Source organism: Candidatus Pantoea formicae (assembly GCF_011752625.1).
GTDB lineage: Bacteria > Pseudomonadota > Gammaproteobacteria > Enterobacterales > Enterobacteriaceae > Pantoea > Pantoea formicae.
Genome location: NZ_VWXD01000004.1, coordinates 302224 through 320055, shown reverse-complemented (window position 1 = coordinate 320055; position 17832 = coordinate 302224). Strand labels below are relative to the sequence as shown.

Genomic DNA, 17832 nt, shown 5'->3' with positions numbered 1-17832 from the left:
CGGTGACAAGAAAGTCATATGCCCGCGTCGGTAGCAACGCGCGGGCTATAAAATAATAAGGAGCAACTGTGTTAGTGATATTTGGCTATCTCATTGTTATTTCTACTGTGTTTGGTGGGTTTATGCTGGCCGGCGGGCAAATGGCTGCCCTGTTTCAGCCTATTGAGTTGCTGATTATTGGCGGGGCTGGCATTGGCGCGTTTTTAGTCGGCAACAACCTGAAAGCGTTAAAGGCGACCGGAAAAGCGCTGGTGAAGTTATTTGTCGGGCGCAGTTATAACAAAGCCGTGTATATGGATTTAATGGCATTGCTCTTTCTACTGCTGTCGAAAAGTCGGGTTCAGGGGCTAATGTCACTGGAGAAGGATATTGAAGAGCCGGAGAGCAGTGACATTTTCAGCGCCTACCCGCGCTTGATGAACGACCCTATGCTGCGAAATTTCGTACTGGATTATTTCCGCTTAATGATTGCGGGCAGCATGAACGCGCATGAAATCGAAGCGTTAATGGATGAAGAGATCGAGACCTGCGAAGAGGAGTTAGAGGTCCCCGCCAATAGTTTAAATACCCTGGGGGATGGCTTTCCGGCCTTTGGTATCGTTGCGGCCGTGATGGGGGTCGTCAATGCGCTCGCCGCGGCCGATCGCCCGGCATCAGAACTGGGGGTATTGATCGCCCATGCCATGGTGGGGACCTTTCTTGGCATCCTGCTGGCATACGGTTTCGTCTTGCCATTGGCCACGCTGTTGCGACAAAAAAGCGGCGATCAGGTGAAAATTTTGCAGTGCATTAAGGTCACGCTGCTCTCAAGCCTGAATGGCTATGCGCCACAAATTGCGGTGGAGTTTGGCCGCAAAACCATTTTTACCTGCGAACGCCCCTCCTTTGAAGAGCTGGAAGAACACGTGCGCAGCGTGAAATCCAACGCCAGCAGCAAAATGAAACCGTCGGATGCCAGCACATGAAAGAGGGCACGCCGGTCATCATTGTGCGACGTCGCAAAAAGCACAAGCACGCCCACCACGGCGGCACCTGGAAGATCGCCTACGCCGATTTTATCACCGCCATGATGGCGTTCTTTTTGGTGATGTGGCTGCTGTCGCAATCCACCGCGCAGCAGCGCGAAATGATCGCGGATTATTTTCGCACCCCGCTAAAAACCACCTTGGCGCAAGGGAATAAAGCCAGCCTGAGCGATAGCGTTATCCCCGGCGGCGGTGACGATCTGATGAAGCAGCAGGGTGAAGTGTTTAAAACCAAGTTAGATGACCTGAAACGGCAGTTGGAGAGTCTGAAGCGGGCTAAACATAAACTGCAGCAGATGATTGAGAGCGATCCGCGTCTGAATAATTTCAAATCCAATTTGCTGCTGACACTGACTCAGGATGGTCTGTTGATCCAAATTACCGATTCACAGCAGCGACCCATGTTTAAGTTGGGCAGTGAACACCCCGAACCCTACATGTTTGGCATCCTGGAGGCGCTGGTGCCGCTGCTCAATGAGTTAACCAATGCGATCAGCCTGACCGGTCATACCGACTCATTACCCTATGCCGGTGGTGTGAATGGCTATAGCAATTGGGAACTCTCGGCAGGGCGCGCGAACGCGACGCGGCGCGTGTTAGTGAATGGGGGGTTAGCCGACGATCGCTTTTTGCGGGTGATTGGCACTGCCCACCGTATGCCACTGGAGGAGAGCACGCCGGCGGATCCCCGTAATCGACGCATCAGTATTTTGGTACTGAGCCAGATGAAAGAGCAGGAAATACAGATGGAAAACACCCTCGCGCAGCAGCCTGACGCGTTGCTTCAGGATGTCTCAATTCAGCCCGTTCAAGGATACTCTGATGGAATTGAATGATTTTTCTCAGATTTTTTTTAGTGAAGCGGAAGAACTTCTGGCTGAAATGGAGCAGCAGCTCTTGCAGTTGGATGTGGCTGCACCGGATATCGAGCAGCTCAATGCCATATTTCGTGCCGCACATTCTCTTAAAGGGGGGGCGGGCACTTTTGGTTTTGATGCATTGCAGGAAACCACGCATTTGCTGGAAAACCTGTTGGATGAAGCGCGTAGCGGCGGACGTCAGCTCAACCGAGAGATCATCCACTTATTGTTGGAAAGTAAGGATATTATGCAAAACCAGCTTGCCGCCTATCAGGCTTCGCAAGCGCCCGATGAAGCTCGCTTTCGCTACATTTGTGATGCACTGCGCCAAATTGCCCTGCAAGCTTCTGAACCCCAGCCGGTGGTCGCCCATGCAGCTGAAGCCGAGTGGGATATCACCTTGAGCGGGGTGGATGAAAAGGCACAGTCGCTGTTGCTGCAAGAGCTGGAAAACCTTGGCACGGTGCGAGATCCGCAGCAGACCCTGGACAGCCTGCGCGTCAGACTTATCACTCCTACCTCCGTGGACGACATTCGTGCTGTGCTGGGTTTTGTGCTGGATGACGCACAGATAACTATTCAGCCGAAGGTGGCGGCCGCACCGCCGCCGCTGCCGTCATCATCGCCATCACCGCCATCACCGCCATCGGCACCACGCCCCGCCAGCCAGGAATCCAGCAGTATTCGTGTTGCGGTTAGTAAGGTGGATCAAATCATCAATCATGTCGGTGAGTTGATCATCACTCAGGCGATGCTCTCCCAGTTGACCCACGCGCATGAAGCCGCCAGCCACGATATGTTGCTGAACTGCGTGGCGCAGATGGAGCGCAATACTCGCGAGCTACAGGAGTCGGTGATGTCCATTCGTATGATGCCGATGGACTACGTTTTTAGTCGCTTTCCGCGTCTGGTGCATGATCTTGGCACGCGGCTGAATAAAGACATTGAGCTGACGCTAAAAGGGGGCTCTGCTGAACTGGATAAGAGCCTGATCGAGCGCATCATCGATCCCTTGACCCATCTGGTGCGTAACAGCCTCGATCACGGTATTGAAGAGAAAGCACAGCGTGTGGCGCAGGGCAAACCGGCTCAGGGCAATTTGACACTGTCTGCGGAACACCACGGCGGCAATATTGTGATTGAGGTGAGAGATGACGGCGCAGGCTTAAACAGGGAAAAGATTCTGGCGAAAGCCCATTCCCAGGGCATGAGCATCAGTGACACTTTGAGCGATGATGAAGTGTGGATGCTGATTTTCGCTGCCGGTTTTTCCACAGCAGAAAGTGTCACCGACGTGTCTGGACGCGGTGTGGGTATGGATGTGGTGCGACGTAACATTTTAGCGATGGGTGGGCATGTTGAGGTGCTGTCGCAGCAAGGGAAAGGTACCACGGTTCGCATTCTGTTGCCGCTCACGCTGGCGATCCTGGACGGTATGTTGGTACGCGTGGCTGATGAAATTTATGTGCTGCCACTGGGAGCGGTCATGGAGTCACTCATGCCGCGCGAGGAAATGCTGTATCGCTTCGTGGGGGAAGATCGCCTGCTCCAGGTGCGTGGCGAATATCTACCGCTGGTGATGCTGCGTCAATGTTTTGGAGTGAATGGGCAGGCACCCAACGATAGCGGGATTGTAGTGATCGTCCAGAGCGCGGGATGTCGCTATGCGCTTTGGGTCGACCAACTTATTGGCCAGCAGCAAGTGGTGGTGAAGAACCTCGAACAAAACTACCGCAAAGTGCCCGGCGTCTCTGGCGCCACCATTCTCGGGGATGGCAGTGTGGCGTTGATTCTTGATGTCATCGAACTGGCTACCGTCACCCATCCACCGGCAAAAATTGACCCCACATGCATCAGTGAACAGGAGGTGACAACATGACAACAGAAACACGAGTCAGTGGCGAGAAGGGATCGCAGGAATATCTGATCTTTGGCCTGGGCAATGAAGAGTACGGCATCGATATTCTCAACGTGCAGGAGATTCGTGGCTGCGACAAAGTTACGCGTGTCCCTAATGCACCGGATTTTCTCCTCGGCGTGACCAATCTGCGTGGTGTGATTGTCCCGATAGTGGATTTACGCGTGCGCTTCAACTTGCCGGTTGGTGCCCAAGAGCAGGATACGGTGGTGATCGTCCTGAATTTAAACACGCGCATTGTCGGGATGGTGGTGGATGGAGTGGCCGATGTGTTGTCGCTAAGTCGCGAGCAGATCAAGCCGACGCCAGATATTACCTCGGCGCTCTCCAGCCGTTATTTGCTGGGCTTGGGGGTGATCGACCATCGCATGATGATCTTGGTGAACATTGAGAAGTTGCTCAGCCGCGAAGAGCTGGATGAGATGGACGCGTTGACGGATGCGCTAGGGTAATTTCACGCTCAGACCGCATAGGAATATTGTGCGCAGCGCCTGCCTGACGCACAGTTTTTTCACCCGACCGAGCGGATTGCATGGCAGAATAGCCCCCTTGTTTTGCAGGAGGGTAGGTCATGACTGACCAAATCGATCAGCGTATCTTCGAACTGGTGCGACGCTACGATGGGGTATATCTGTTTAAGCAGAAAACGCTGACGCCTCAGATTGATATCGATACTGATCTTAATTTTGAGCGCGAAGAGGCACAAGCGCTGATGGCGGAGTTCTTTGCCGAATTTGCGGTGGAGCCCGGTAGTTTTGCTATCGAGACTTACTATCCGAACGAACCTTCGCTGGTGCAGATCCTGAATCCGTTTCATAAGCGCGAAGTCCCGGTGGTGCCAGACTTCACGCTCGGCATGTTAATTGAGTCAGCGAAAGCAGGACGTTGGTTGTACGAATAAACCAACGGCTTACGCTGACTTCACATGCACGCCCATTCCGGTCTCACCCGCTGCCAGCGAGGCTTTTAGCGTTAAGGCTGGAATGTCATAATCACCGCCATTTTGCTGACGATAGGCAATCGGTGCTGTATCAGCCAGCGTATCCAGCCGAGTGGCTAACGCATCGCACCAACCGGCAAAGCGCTCCTCTGCTGATTTCTGTACTCGATAAAATACCAGCGGGGGTAGGACGCTAAAGCCTGGATAGAACAGCATGCCATGTTGAATGGGGAACAGCAGTTGGTCTATCGCACCATTAATGCCACGTGGGCTGTAGTGGGATTCCCAACCCCCCGTGGTGACCACCAACATGGCACGTTTGCCTGCCATATTGCCTTCGCCATAGCGATCGCCCCAGTGCTGTTCATTATGTTCTCCCACACCATAGGCGAAACCGTTGGCGTAGACGCGGTCAAACCAACCTTTCATGATGGCTGGCATAGTGAACCACCACAGCGGGAATTGAAAAATGACCGTATCGGCCCAGCGCAGCTTTTCCTGCTCTGCGGTGATATCGGCAGGCTGTTGTTGGTGGTCAAAGGCATAGCGTGAATCCAGCGTCGCATCATAATGTGTGCCGACCAGCGGTGCCAAAGTATCTGTGGCATCAAGCTGGGCTTTCCACTGCATGGCATAGAGGTCAGAGACCTGGACCTGATGACCCGCTTTTAGCAGATGATCGACGGCGAAATCTTTCAGTGAACCGCTGAGCGACTGCGGTTCGGGGTGAGCATACACAATCAGTACATTCATGGCTGAGTCCTGTGAGATGAAATCAGCTGCAGATTAAGTGGCTACTGACTATAGTTGAAATCAATTGCTAATATTCCAGGTATAGCCATGATGAATATCAACTCGCTGGATTTAAATCTTTTACAGACGCTGGATATTTTGCTGGAAGAACTTAATGTCACGCGTGCAGCGCAACGGCTTAACCTGTCGCAACCTTCTGTCAGTGCTCAGCTTGCCCGGTTGCGCGCTGAATTTAACGATGCGCTGCTGCTCCCCGGACCTCGAGGCATGCTGCCCACGGCGCGGGCTGAAGCGCTGCGCGAACCGTTGCGACTGGCGCTAGAGGCGCTAACCTCGGCGGTGGCACCTCCCGATGTTTTCAATCCCGCTAAATCGACTCACATCTGGCGCATCGCAGCGACGGATTACATGTCCTCGGCATTGGTGTTGCCTGCACTCAAAATGATTCGAGATGCTGCACCGCAGAGTCGTACGGCGGTGTTCGCATTGCATCCACCGCAAGTGGCGCAGCAGTTGGAAAAAAATGAGTTAGATGTGGTGTTCCACACGGGTGACAATGCGCCGCCGACCTTGCATCAGCGCAAGCTGTTCAGTGAACGCTACGTGCTGGTTGGGCGATATGACCATCCGCACTTACAGCAACCACCCACGCTGGATCGCTTTTGTCAGCTAGAATTTGTCATGGTTTCACCGGATGGCGGCGGCTTCAGCGCGGCAACGGACAGCGCCCTGGCAAAGCTGGGCCGAGAACGTCGGGTCGCGCTATCGGTGCCACATTTCCTGTTTATGCTGGAGGTGCTGGCAAACAGCGATTTAGTCGCGATATTACCTGAGCGGCTAGTGCGCCATACGCCGCATCTTCGTGTTCTCACGCCGCCGCTGGACATACCGGGCTTTGATATTTTAATGCTGTGGCATCCACGGCTGCACCGTGATCCTGCACAACAGTGGTTAAGGCAGCAAATAGCCGCGTCGTTGTAGACCCGCATCCCTTTCTCGAACAGCGCAAAAAATTCACTTCTCCCGCGCGTGAAAAGTCATCACACTAGCCACCTTTACCATTATGGAGAGATGGCATGAAAACCCGATTGCTGCTGGCATTAGCGCTGCTCGCCAGCCTGAGTGCGCCGCTGCTGGCAGACGAAGACGGCGTCTCCTTTAGCCATAAAGACTGGGAGCTCGCCTGCGATAACACGCTAACCTGCCGGGCAGCCGGTTACAGCGCTGAAGAGGGCGCAGGTGGCTCAGTATTACTCACGCGTGAAGGGGGGCCAGATGCGCCAACTCACGGCCGTGTGGTGCTGGCGGATACAGGCGATGATGACTCAAAGCAGGTAGATTCGTTGGCTCTGTGGATTGATGATCACGCACAGGGTGAGGTGGTAAAAGCGGATAATGATGAGTGGACGCTGACTGATGTGCAGACTCAGGCACTGATTAATGCGATTAAAGGCACAGGCAAAGTGGAGTTTCGCGGCGGTGAGGAACCCTTCGAACTCTCTAGTAATGGTGCCTTTGCCACACTAGTGAAAATGGATGATGCACAGGGGCGACTCAACACACCAGGTGCACTGGTGCGCAAAGGCAACAAACCGGAGAGTAGCGTTCCGGCTGCGGTGGCGATGCCCATTATCCAGCAGGTTAAAGTGGAGAAAGCGACACCTCGTCCATTGAGCGATGATGAGCTGGCATTGCTTAAGCCGAAACTGATTGCTTCACTGACCGACGATGACAGCTGTGACAACCTCGATCCCACGGACGACCAACCGGAAGAGGGCGCCGAGCCGCTGACGTTAACGCCGGTTGATGGCACGCATGTCCTGATTGTCGCACTCTGCTGGCGCGGCGCGTATAACGAGGGGTATGGCTATTGGCTCATGGATAAAGCGTTGCAGGGTAAACCCGAGCTGATCACCGATTCGGGATCAGATTACAGCGAAGGGGTCATTTCTGAAGCGCAAAAAGGGCGCGGTATCGGCGACTGCTGGAGTACCGCAGCGTGGGTGTGGGATGGTAAAGATTTTGTGCAGAGCAGTGATGCCACTACCGGCATGTGCCGCGCCATTCGGGCTGGTGGCGCCTGGCAGTTACCCACGCTGGTCACTGACGTGAAACCCGCACCGCAGTAACATCACGGTCTATACCGTAGCGGTCGCCCGTTGAGAATAGCGGGCGCGTCGCTACGGATCGTGTGAATTATTGCGTCATGAAAAATCGCCGCGTTTTATTTCCCGCAACACTGTTTGTACTTCTTACCACTGCCACATGGGCAAGGATCGTTACGGCCTGTTTTCTCACCGGCAACATGGGGCAACTGCGGTTCAGGATCGGGCTGCGCCATACGCTGTTCCTGCCAGTATTCATGCAGCTCCAGTGCGGCAGGACGAATCGCGTCGATACTGGCTTCAAACTCATCAGGTGAAAAGGCTTCACGCTTCGCCAATTGATCTTCACTGCCGTGTAACTTGATGGCATCCATGGCGGGTTGTAGCGCTTCAGGTAACAGTGACCAGTCTTGATCCAGTGCGACACCGCGCAAATAACCATAGCACCAGTCTTCCACCACAGTGAACTCTTGTCCTTCCATCTCCTGGAAGCCAAACAGCGGATCAAACTGTTCTGGGAAATCTGCCAGACGCTCAGCGATATCGTTGAAGTGCTGGAAAATCAGCGCCATAAAGCGGTCCATCTCACGTTCGTTGGTCCACTTTGGAATCTGTTTCTGTCCTCCCCACATCGCCACCAACCACTCGCTCGGTTCAATGTCGTTCGGGCCAGAAAGCAGAGCGGTTAATAAACCGTCCAGTTCGGACGTATCCACCACCGACTGTTCGTTGCCGTATTTTTCCAGCATATCTTCAAGCCAGTTCAGCTCTTTTTCGGTTAATGGGCCCTGGTTCATATGACATCTCCTGTGCGGGGCGTTGCGGCAAAATGAGTGGGCGCGATTATAGCGGCAAGTGGCCGCAATTTACCGCTTTTTGCATAACGATTGCAGAAGCTTTCCTAAAAATCATTCGCCATAACTTATTGCCCAACAGTATTGGCTGTAATTCATGGCAGATGTCAGCGTAAAAGCAGAACTTCTCCGTAACAGGACGCATAAATATGGCAGGAACCTTGCCGGTATTGGATTTAGCGCTGCTGGAATTACCTGATGCTGAACAATCGCCGTATCTCGCTGAGTTGCGCACCACCGCGCGTGATGTTGGTTTTTTCTATCTGATAAATCATGGCATCAATTCGCAATTGTTGCAGAACGTGCAGAGTATTACTCAAGCCTTCTTTGCCTTGCCGGATGAAAAGAAGCAGCAGGTTTCAATGATCCATTCACCGCATTTCCGCGGTTATAACCGGGCGGGCGTCGAATATACCCGTGAGCAACGCGATCAGCGCGAGCAGTTTGATATCGGTGCAGAGCGTGCGGCATTAGCCTTGCAGGTTGGCGATCCTGCCTGGAAGCGACTGCAGGGGCCAAATTTGTGGCCGGATGCACTACCTCAATTGCGCCCGGTGATTCATGCCTGGCAGCAAGCCATGACGGGTGTGGCGCTCCGGCTGTTGCGTGCTTTTGCGCGATCGCTGTCGCTGCCATCCGATGCCTTTGATGCGCTGTACGGCACCCATCCGAATGAACATGTAAAGCTCATCCGCTACCCCGGACAGGCTGCTAACGCCAGTCAGCAAGGGGTGGGTGCCCATAAAGACTCCGGTTTTTTGACCTTTCTGCTGCAGGATGATCAGCCAGGTTTGCAAGTGGAAGTCACGCCAGATAACTGGGTTGATGCACTGCCGATGCCCGGTGCGTTTGTGGTGAACATTGGTGAGTTGCTGGAGATTGCCACCAACGGCTACCTGCGTGCCACGGTACATCGCGTGGTGTCCCCTTCGGCGCAGCAAGAGAGGGTGTCGATTGCCTTTTTCCTCGGCGCACAGCTGGATGCCGAAGTACCGATCTATCAGCTACCTCCACAACTGGCAGCCGACGCTCGCGGGCCAACCAGTGATCCTACCAATCCTCTATTGCGAGAAGTGGGCTGGAACTATCTCAAAGGGCGCCTGCGTTCGCATCGCGACGTGGCTGCGCGCTACTACGCCGACGCTCTGATAACCGTTAAATCATAATAAAAGTAAGGGATGCACATGACTAAAAAGGTGATAGCAACACTGGTACTGCTTTCGGCAGTGAGCACTTACGCTTCGGCGGCCGCACTACGCGTGGCGGCTGATGCCGTTCCGCACAGCGAAATCCTCAACCACATCAAAGAGACTGACAAGCATCTCGATTTAAAAGTGATTGAACTCAATGGCAATCTAAACGCTAACGAGCTGCTGGCACGTGGCGATGTCGATGCCAACTACTTCCAGCACGTGCCTTACCTGCGCGATCAGGAAAAAGCGTTGGGTGAAAAATTTGCTGTCGTCGCAACGGTGCATATTGAGCCGTTGGGCATTTATTCGCATAAAGTGAAATCATTGAAAGATCTGCCTGATGGCGCGCAGGTCGCGGTGCCGAATAATGTCACCAACTTAAGCCGTGCGCTCTATCTGTTACAGGCCAACGGGTTGATTAAACTGAAGAGTAGCAGTGCCGCAACGCTGGTGACTGTTGCGGATATCAGCGCCAACCCACAGCATCTGAAAATCATTGAAGTAGACGCAGCTCAACTGCCGCGTGCGCTGGATGATGCGCAGTTGGCCATCATTAACGGCAACTATGCCTTACAAGCCGGTTTGACGCCGTCTAAAGATGCCTTAGCGTTAGAGCAGGCGAAGGATAATCCTTACGCCAATGTGCTGGTTACCACACCAAAACTGGCACATGACCCACGCATTATTGAATTAGCCAAAGATCTGGAATCAAAACAAACTGCTGAATTTATCAACCAGCATTACAAAGGTTCGGTGATTCCGGTGCATCAGTAATCCCTCGCCGCCACTTGTTTCTGGCAGGTGGCGATGACTCTCTTCTGTGTTATATTTCGCCACAAACACCCATCGCACGTTTTGCTAAAATAAAAAATATTATATAAATCAATTACTATGAAAACCTTCACCAGGACTTATGGATGATGCACCGCATCATTCTTCCACTGTTGCTGTTGTGCTTCAGTTTGCTACTGAGCGCCTGTGGCACGCTGTCGCAAACTTCTGCACCGGTTGGCGATAAAGTCTATCTCTCCCATGCCACCTTTCATGAAAACGTTGATGACATCGTCCAGCATTACATGCACGAGAAACAGGTGACGGGTATCAGCATCGCGATTATCCATCAACGTCATCAGCCTAAATTTTACAGCTTTGGTGTGACGGATGCGGTGCATCGTTATCCCATTACGCCGGATACGCTGTTTGCTCTGGGCTCGCTCAGTAAGGGGATGACGGCAGAGGTGATTATTGAGTTAGTGGATCGCGGTGAATTGCACTGGGATGACACATTGGCCACATTGCTACCCGCTAATGTACCGCTCAGTGAGGATGCAAAGCGTATCACACTACTGCAACTAGTGACCCATACTTCAGGCTTACCGCGGCAAGACATGGATCTGCCGATGTTTATCAAATTTATGGCTTACTTGCGTAGCGGTGAGAATTTTTACGGCAATCTGGACAGTGATGCGGTGCTGGGGTATCTGGCCGATTTTTCCGCACCAGCCAAACCTGCAGCGCAATACTCCAACCTTGGCTATGCGTTACTGGGCTATATCCTCAAACATCGATTGCATCAGGACATCGAGACCCTGGCGCAGCGCAATCTGTTTCAACCGCTTGGCATGACCAGCAGCAGTTTCAAACCGCAAACCTTATCGGGCTACCCCTGGCGTGCGCTGGGACACGCGGGCGATCAGCCTAAATTGATCCCGCGTGGCGATCTGACGCCGGATTGGGCATTTAGCAACAATATGGTGGCGGCGGCCAGCCTCTACAGTAATGCGCGCGATCTGATTCGCTATCTGGATGCCCATTTGCAGGCGGGAACCGATGCCTCGCTAAATAAGGCCTTCGCCCAGGTTAACCGCGGTTACGAGCAGCACGGCAATCAGTCGCAGAATATCGCTTGGGTCACCGATACTTACGGTGAACAGAGGATTACCTATCAGGTGGGGTACATTGGCGGTTACGCCAGTTTTATCGGTTTCGATAAGCAAAACGGTAATGCCATTGTGGTGCTGCAGAATGCTTTCAACTGGAGCAACTATCTCGGCATCGCTTTGCTGATGGACCTCGCGCAGAAGAAACCTGGGCAAGAGTGAACACGGTTGCTTGCAATTTTGCTGCGCCAAAATTTGCGCAGGCTGAGTTATGCTGTGCAGCGAAATTTGACGCGCAAAGCGCGCCGGGGGAACCTTCTGCGTGCTGCACTTGTCAGTAAATTAGACAGTTAATAATTAACCAGAGTGGAAATCACCAATGCGCAGGACACACGTCACCCTTCTTTCTGCAGGAATTTTTCTGGGCGCTTTAAGCCTGACTCCAGCCGCACTGGCTGAAGGCGAGCAAACGGATAACGTACCACCGCCACCACAGGTTCAGCAGGTCGCTCCTGATGCACAAACTCAGGCACCGGCAGCAGATGCCCCCGCGAGTAGCGAACCGGCTGAATCTTCCGGTGATGTGGCGCCGATTCGGCCATCACAAAATGGCATGCAGGATGCACCTGCAGGTCAAAATAATTACGACCTGAATACCATCGTGATCGACTACAAAGAGTACAAAGTCGGTGATGTGGTGCCCGATGAGTACCGCAAAAAACAGTACACCATCGTTGAGTGGCAGCCACGCCACCTGCCAGCCCCTCAGCCTGGTACACACTGGGCTTATATCAATGCTAACTACATCCTGATCACCGACGACAGCGGTAAGATCGTGATGGGCAAATCAGGCGATATCTTCTTTAAAGGCTAATCCCTTGTCGCGGCGGCTTACCGGCCGCCGCTGTTACATTGATAAATACTGTGCGATGTGTGCAACGCCAACCATAATCTGGCTGGTACTGGTATTGCCGTAACCTAGCACTAATCCTTGCTGTTTCTCTTCTCCTAAATAAAACCCCGAGAGTGCACCCGGTGCATAGCCACAGGCGTTCAATCGATCGATCAGTTTACCGTCCTGTTGTCTATCAGGCAGAGATAGCACCAGATGCATGCCGCATTCACCTCCTAATAATGAAACATGTGCTCCAAACGTTTGCTGTAGGGCTTCACGCAGACAGGCCTGGCGCTGGCGATAGAGACGGCGCATTTTGCTGAGATGACGGCTGAAGTCACCGTTGCGTATAAACAGAGCCAGTGCCTGCTGTTCGGGGCGGTTTCCCCCGCGCAGCAACTCATGCAATGCGGGACGCAGCAACGGTAACAGTTGTGAGGGCAGCACCATAAAACCGATTCTCAGGGCCGGAAACAGCGTTTTACTGAATGAACCTACGTAAATCACCGGTGAGGGCTGTAGCATCCCTTGCATCGCAGCAATAGGTTCACCGCTGTAGCGGAAATCGCTGTCGTAGTCATCTTCAATAATCCAAGTCTGGTGTTGTTGCGCGGCGGCCAGTAGGGCCAGACGGCGCGGCGCACTCATCACCACGCCAGTCGGATATTGATGGGTGGGGGTGGTGTAGATCAACCGTGGTGGGCATCGTTGCCAGTCGCAGGATTGAGGCGCTAAACCCTGTTCATCTACTGGGATGGGTTCTATCTGCATATCTCCGAGTTGCATCGCTGCTTTTGCTCCGCGATAACCCGGCTCCTCTACCCAACCGATATCGCCACGCTGACTCAGCAGTGAAACGCATAATGTCAGCGCTTGCTGTGCCCCTTCAGTGATGACGATTTGCTCGGGTGAGCAACGTACGCCGCGTGCCATGGCCAAGTGCTGGGCGAGTGCCTCGCGTAGCGAATACTCACCAAGTGGATCGCCATAGCCCAGCAGCTGTTGTGGCGAGTTCTGCATCACGCGATTAAGGGCGCGTCGCCACTGTGCCAGCGGGAAATGTGCCAACGATGGAACGCCAGGGCGTAAAGCCATCTCCTGGCCGAAGACGCGATGGGAAGAGCGAAGTGCGTTAACGCGTGGTGAGAGCACAACATCGCCATTGCTGGTTTCAGCACCAAGAGGCAGGGGCAATTGTGCGATGGGACTAATGTAGCTTCCCTGACGATCGCTGATCAAAAAGCCCTCAGCCTGGAGCTGTGCCCAAACCGCGGTAACCGTATTGCGTGACACCTGCAAATCCGTAGCCAATTGGCGCGTCGCGGGTAAACGCGTCCCTGCTGAGAGGGTACCTGCCAAAATGGCTTGTTTAATGCGCTGAAATAGCTGCTGCTGCAGCGTTAGGTCCTGGTGGGTGGCCAATGGCGCTAATAACAACGTATGCAGTTCACTTTCATTCATGGCGATAAGTTGTGGCTCTATGAATTTCATCGAATGTGGTGCTTTTTAACATGCCAGTAAACTGGCACGCTGTGCAACAGGCTTTCACTGACGAGGGAATGGAACGATGACGCAACACATCAATGAGTATGGACAACCTATCGGCGCGCCATTACCAGAATGGCAACCGCGCCAGTGGCCCTGCTATGAGGTTTTCACCGGGCAATACTGTCGCCTTGAGCCGCTGAGTGCCGAACGTCATGGCCGGGAACTTTATACTGCTTATGCGCAGGCGAACGATGGGCGCGACTGGACCTACATGTTTGCTGCGCCGTTTGCCGATGAGGAAACCTATCTGGCCTATGCCAAAAGCATCGAGCAAGGTCGCGATCCGATGCATTTCGCGGTGATTGATATGCAAAGCCAGCGTGCAGTGGGGACGCTGGCGCTGATGCGAATTGATGCCAAGAATGGTGCAGTTGAAGTCGGCCATGTGGCTTTCTCGCCGTTACTTAAGCAAACCTGTATGGCAACAGAGGCGCATTATCTGCTGATGCGGTATGCCTTTGACCAGCTCGGTTATCGCCGCTACGAATGGAAATGTGACAGCTGTAACCAGCCTTCACGAAAGGCGGCACTGCGGCTGGGATTCCAGTTTGAAGGGATTTTTCGTCAGGCGATTGTTTACAAAGGCCGTAACCGTGATACCTGTTGGTTCTCGATGATTGACGCTGAATGGCCGCAATTAAAGCAGGCATTTGAACGCTGGCTAGCGGTGGAGAATTTTCATGCGGATGGAACGCAACGCGCGAAATTGGAGGCGCTGCGATAAAGACGCTTTGATAGCCGGGCGCGTGCCCGGCTCTTGGCTCATTGGCTTAAAATATATTTGGTTGTCATAGCGATCAAAGCCGTCGCGATGGTCAACAGGATGCGTCGTATCCAGACGTTGTCTTGCTTCAATTCAGCAAAACCAATCTGCATGCGTTGATCTAAGTCGCTTAGTTTAACGTCTTGCTTATTGAGCCTTTCGTCTACTTTTTCAAACCTCTGGTCGATCTTCTCGAATTTTTCATCTATCTTGTCGAATTTCTCATCGATTTTAATGAACTTCTCATCGATTTTAATGAATTTTTCATCGATTTTATCGAATTTCTCATCGATTTTATCGAATCTTTCATCAATCTTAACGAGTTTATCTTCGATTTTGTCAAATCGTTGATTCACGTCCTTTTCAAACTTATCGAAGCGCCCCTCCAGAGAGTCGAGACGATGGGTTGTCGCGCTTTGCGCACGCGCCATGCCTTCCATTGCTTGTGATAAATCGAATTTTGTCAGGGCATTTTCTTGCTGCATATCAGCAAAAATCTCAACCAAGACTTCAGCCTGCTTGTCGGCTACGCCGGCATCTTGCAGCGCTTTATATGCTTTATGCGTGTTCATCATCGTGAGTATCATCCTTATTACCTCTGGTTTCATTCCGTGAAAATGCAGCGTATCCAGAGCGTGATAGTTTCTCAATGTTACGACTTGGATTTTGCGCGCCATCTCGATAAAAATCAATGCTTACAATGAGTAACGTGATTTGCTAATAAAAAAGGCCTTCGCGTTGGCAGGCCTATGGTGGCGACGAAAAGGTCAATTTTGCGGCTGTGGAATAATTTTTATATCCACCATGCCAATACCCAATTTACGAGGATCCTGCCCGGTGATATTTCCCTCGTTAGAGAGAAGGGGTTCCGGCGGCGCGATCGTCAGATTATGGCTGCCCTGAGGATTGCTGAAATGCAGTGTGGTGGTTGAAAAGTCATCACCCAGATTCAGCATCTGCTCTTCGTCTCCTACGCGGACCGGAATGGGCCGATGCGCATTTGGGCCGAAGGCGCGCGCAGTAATCACCACATCAAATCGGGCGGGCAGGGGATCGACATATTCGATGTTCACTTCCGGTGCTAAATTTGCATTCGACCAGCGTCCCCAGCTTTCGGGGCGAGATATGCCTTTAAAACTCTTCACACTCTCCGGTGCGCCCGGCACAGTCAGCAGGAAACTGTCGGCTTTGTAACGGATCGCGTTGTCCTCAACGCGGATTTTCTGCTCATTCAATTGATAAGTGGCTGCGCTGACTTCGCTTTGTGGAAAATTGGCTTTGCCTTTCCACAGTGGCTTATCAATGCGCGTGACTGAGGGTTTGGCACCCATTTGACCCATCGCCAGGCAAAGATCGGTTGAGAGTGCCAAATCAGGCTGCCACAACCGCCCCATTTTGAAACAGCGATCGACCCAAACAAATTTGTCTGATGCGGTGAAATCCGCCAGTTGGTAACGGAGCGGTGCTGAGTATTCCCCTTCGGGCAGCGGTTCAACGTGGTCTTTATTGATACGGAACAGAATGGGCAACTTGAAGGTTGAGCCCGAGAAGTTAAAGGTATTCTTCTGCTGATCGATGGTAAACGCATACAGTTTTTTGGGGAAATTCCATAGCTGAATGATATCAGCCTTCCACGCCGTCACCTTTTGCGCCATGTCGGCAAACTGTGTTGATAACGAGTTGGAGGACAACCCACTGCGTCCCAAACCAATGGCGTTATCCCCGCCGAGAATATCCAGCACCGTTGCCCCGTTATCCAACGTACTGCGCTTGCCCTCCAGCACTTCAGCTTGTGGTTGATCGCCACGGATCACCATAAACAGATCGCGACGTGGTTGCTTAATCAGATACTGATGCGCGGTATTATTCATCGCCAGATGATCAGAACTCACTACGATGATGGTGTTTTTAAACCACGGTGAGGCTTTGATGCGTTCAATCAGTCGTGCCACATGCTCCTGCGAGCAGGCTACTGCGCTAAAGGATTGGTTTGGTTTACCGTCATAGCTGTAGCTTTTTCGTTGGCAGCTACGCGAAATAAAACCATCGGGGTGATGGGTGTCCACTGTTAGCGTAAACAAGGCAAAACGCTTCTGTTGGCGCGACAGCTCCTCATATTTCTCAAACACCTCATCCATGACCGTGTCATCGTAATAGCCCCAGTTATTACGATAACTGGGATCGGCCACGCGGCTTTGCAGCTCTTGGGAACCATACATATGTGTTGGCGAGAAACCATGAGAGAGCAGGAATGTATCTTTGCCGGCAAAGCGCAAATCGGCACCTTGAATAAACCAGTTTTCATAGCCTGAGTTTTTCAGAATGTCGCCCAGGCAGATATTCTGCGGATAGAAGCTGGAAAGCGAGGCCGAGGCATTACCATCGAAAGGGGCAAATAAAGGAATACCGCACTGTGAAGCGACCATACCCGCAATGGTGTAGTCGGTGCCGGGCAGCTGCTCGGTCTCACTGAAGTCGATGCTTTGATCCTTCTCACGACTCAGTTCTGGCGCTAATCCAGGAAAGGCCTGCTGGTCAAAATAGGTGCGTTCAAGACTTTCACCGTAGATATAGACCAGATTGAGCTTCGGATTGGCGATCACCTTATTGGGGGTTTTGTAATAGTTCTCAAAATCGGAGTCGGCGAGTTGGGCATGTGAGGCAATAAGATCTTTCACCTGACGGAAGGCGGGTGTGGTTTGCACCGAACCGGCGGCGCAGGCCATCGCCAGTAAACTCCAACCTAAATGATGTGGCCGTTTGCGGCGGCGTAGCAGCCAGGAGAGCAGGTAAAACAACAAAAACAGGCCAATGATTAATCCAATGGCAGGCACCACATATTTACTGACGCCCGCTCCGGTCAGGCTGTTGGTGAGCGTGTAAAGCACAGCATCATTAATACCCTCACCGGTGAAATAGTTGCTGGCGAACAGCGTGGCATTAAGGATGATAAACAGCGAGAGCAGCAGCAAAATCAGGCTGAACCAGAATTTATTTCGCCCGGCTTTAAAAGAGTAAACGGCAATGGCAGCCAAAAAGAGTACAACCGAAAGTATCTTGGACAAGGTCAGTTCCTCACATTGAAGAGTGACGCAATC

General features: G+C 52.6%; 17 protein-coding genes. 12 read left to right on the top strand and 5 right to left on the bottom strand.

Going from position 1 to position 17832, the window contains the following annotated elements:
* The first annotated feature begins 68 nt into the window (after positions 1 to 68).
* From motA to F3J38_RS13985, 5 genes are all read left to right on the top strand, one after another.
* On the top strand, positions 69 to 965 hold the full coding sequence (motA, locus tag F3J38_RS14005; protein ID WP_167139324.1) for a flagellar motor stator protein MotA: 897 nt from the start codon (positions 69 to 71) through the stop codon (positions 963 to 965).
* Entirely contained in the window at positions 962 to 1861 is a 900-nt protein-coding gene (gene motB, locus F3J38_RS14000) for a flagellar motor protein MotB (protein WP_167139322.1), read from the top strand. The genes motA and motB overlap by 4 nt, the downstream gene beginning before the upstream one ends.
* Positions 1848 to 3764, top strand: a complete 1917-nt coding sequence (cheA, locus tag F3J38_RS13995; protein WP_167139320.1) for a chemotaxis protein CheA — start codon at positions 1848 to 1850, stop codon at positions 3762 to 3764. Before motB ends, cheA begins: the two co-directional genes overlap by 14 nt.
* Positions 3761 to 4255, top strand: coding sequence for a chemotaxis protein CheW (locus F3J38_RS13990; RefSeq protein WP_167139319.1), 495 nt, complete (start codon positions 3761 to 3763; stop codon positions 4253 to 4255). Before cheA ends, F3J38_RS13990 begins: the two co-directional genes overlap by 4 nt.
* Before the next feature lie 119 nt (positions 4256 to 4374).
* Positions 4375 to 4704, top strand: coding sequence for a DUF1493 family protein (locus F3J38_RS13985; protein WP_167139317.1), 330 nt, complete (start codon positions 4375 to 4377; stop codon positions 4702 to 4704).
* Positions 4705 to 4713: 9 nt separating this feature from the next.
* Here F3J38_RS13985 and F3J38_RS13980 read toward each other — a convergent pair whose 3' ends face one another.
* Positions 4714 to 5496, bottom strand: a complete 783-nt coding sequence (locus F3J38_RS13980; protein WP_167139315.1) for an NAD(P)H-dependent oxidoreductase — start codon at positions 5494 to 5496, stop codon at positions 4714 to 4716.
* Between the two features lie 87 nt (positions 5497 to 5583).
* Between F3J38_RS13980 and F3J38_RS13975 the strand changes: the two genes are divergently transcribed.
* Positions 5584 to 6477 (top strand): LysR family transcriptional regulator, encoded by an 894-nt coding sequence (locus F3J38_RS13975; RefSeq protein ID WP_167139313.1) that lies wholly within the window; start codon positions 5584 to 5586, stop codon positions 6475 to 6477.
* Between the two features lie 95 nt (positions 6478 to 6572).
* Positions 6573 to 7625, top strand: a complete 1053-nt coding sequence (locus tag F3J38_RS13970) for a DUF1176 domain-containing protein (RefSeq protein WP_167139312.1) — start codon at positions 6573 to 6575, stop codon at positions 7623 to 7625.
* Between the two features lie 95 nt (positions 7626 to 7720).
* Here the strand turns inward: F3J38_RS13970 and F3J38_RS13965 are convergent, their stop codons facing one another.
* Positions 7721 to 8398 (bottom strand): YecA/YgfB family protein, encoded by a 678-nt coding sequence (locus F3J38_RS13965; protein ID WP_167139310.1) that lies wholly within the window; start codon positions 8396 to 8398, stop codon positions 7721 to 7723.
* A 206-nt stretch (positions 8399 to 8604) separates the two neighbouring features.
* Between F3J38_RS13965 and F3J38_RS13960 the strand changes: the two genes are divergently transcribed.
* From F3J38_RS13960 to F3J38_RS13945, 4 genes are all read left to right on the top strand, one after another.
* Positions 8605 to 9621 (top strand): isopenicillin N synthase family dioxygenase, encoded by a 1017-nt coding sequence (locus tag F3J38_RS13960; RefSeq protein ID WP_167139308.1) that lies wholly within the window; start codon positions 8605 to 8607, stop codon positions 9619 to 9621.
* Between the two features lie 18 nt (positions 9622 to 9639).
* Positions 9640 to 10422 (top strand): MetQ/NlpA family ABC transporter substrate-binding protein, encoded by a 783-nt coding sequence (locus F3J38_RS13955; RefSeq protein WP_167139306.1) that lies wholly within the window; start codon positions 9640 to 9642, stop codon positions 10420 to 10422.
* A 143-nt stretch (positions 10423 to 10565) separates the two neighbouring features.
* A complete protein-coding gene (locus F3J38_RS13950) occupies positions 10566 to 11750 on the top strand; it encodes a serine hydrolase domain-containing protein (protein ID WP_167139304.1) in 1185 nt (394 codons plus the stop codon).
* Positions 11751 to 11907: 157 nt separating this feature from the next.
* Positions 11908 to 12402: an RcnB family protein gene (locus F3J38_RS13945; protein WP_167139303.1), complete on the top strand. Its 495-nt coding sequence runs from the start codon at positions 11908 to 11910 to the stop codon at positions 12400 to 12402.
* 33 nt (positions 12403 to 12435) lie between these two features.
* Here the strand turns inward: F3J38_RS13945 and pdxR are convergent, their stop codons facing one another.
* Positions 12436 to 13884, bottom strand: coding sequence for a MocR-like pyridoxine biosynthesis transcription factor PdxR (gene pdxR, locus F3J38_RS13940; protein WP_167139927.1), 1449 nt, complete (start codon positions 13882 to 13884; stop codon positions 12436 to 12438).
* 106 nt (positions 13885 to 13990) lie between these two features.
* Here pdxR and F3J38_RS13935 point away from each other — a divergent pair, with 106 nt between their 5' ends.
* Positions 13991 to 14695 carry a GNAT family N-acetyltransferase gene (locus tag F3J38_RS13935; RefSeq protein ID WP_167139301.1) on the top strand — a complete coding sequence of 235 codons (705 nt, stop codon included), beginning with the start codon at positions 13991 to 13993 and terminating at the stop codon, positions 14693 to 14695.
* Between the two features lie 38 nt (positions 14696 to 14733).
* Here the strand turns inward: F3J38_RS13935 and F3J38_RS13930 are convergent, their stop codons facing one another.
* Positions 14734 to 15309 carry a hypothetical protein gene (locus F3J38_RS13930; RefSeq protein ID WP_240155975.1) on the bottom strand — a complete coding sequence of 192 codons (576 nt, stop codon included), beginning with the start codon at positions 15307 to 15309 and terminating at the stop codon, positions 14734 to 14736.
* A gap of 192 nt (positions 15310 to 15501) precedes the next feature.
* Positions 15502 to 17799 carry a phosphatidylglycerol--membrane-oligosaccharide glycerophosphotransferase gene (gene opgB / locus F3J38_RS13925; RefSeq protein ID WP_167139299.1) on the bottom strand — a complete coding sequence of 766 codons (2298 nt, stop codon included), beginning with the start codon at positions 17797 to 17799 and terminating at the stop codon, positions 15502 to 15504.
* Between the last annotated feature and the right edge of the window lie 33 nt (positions 17800 to 17832).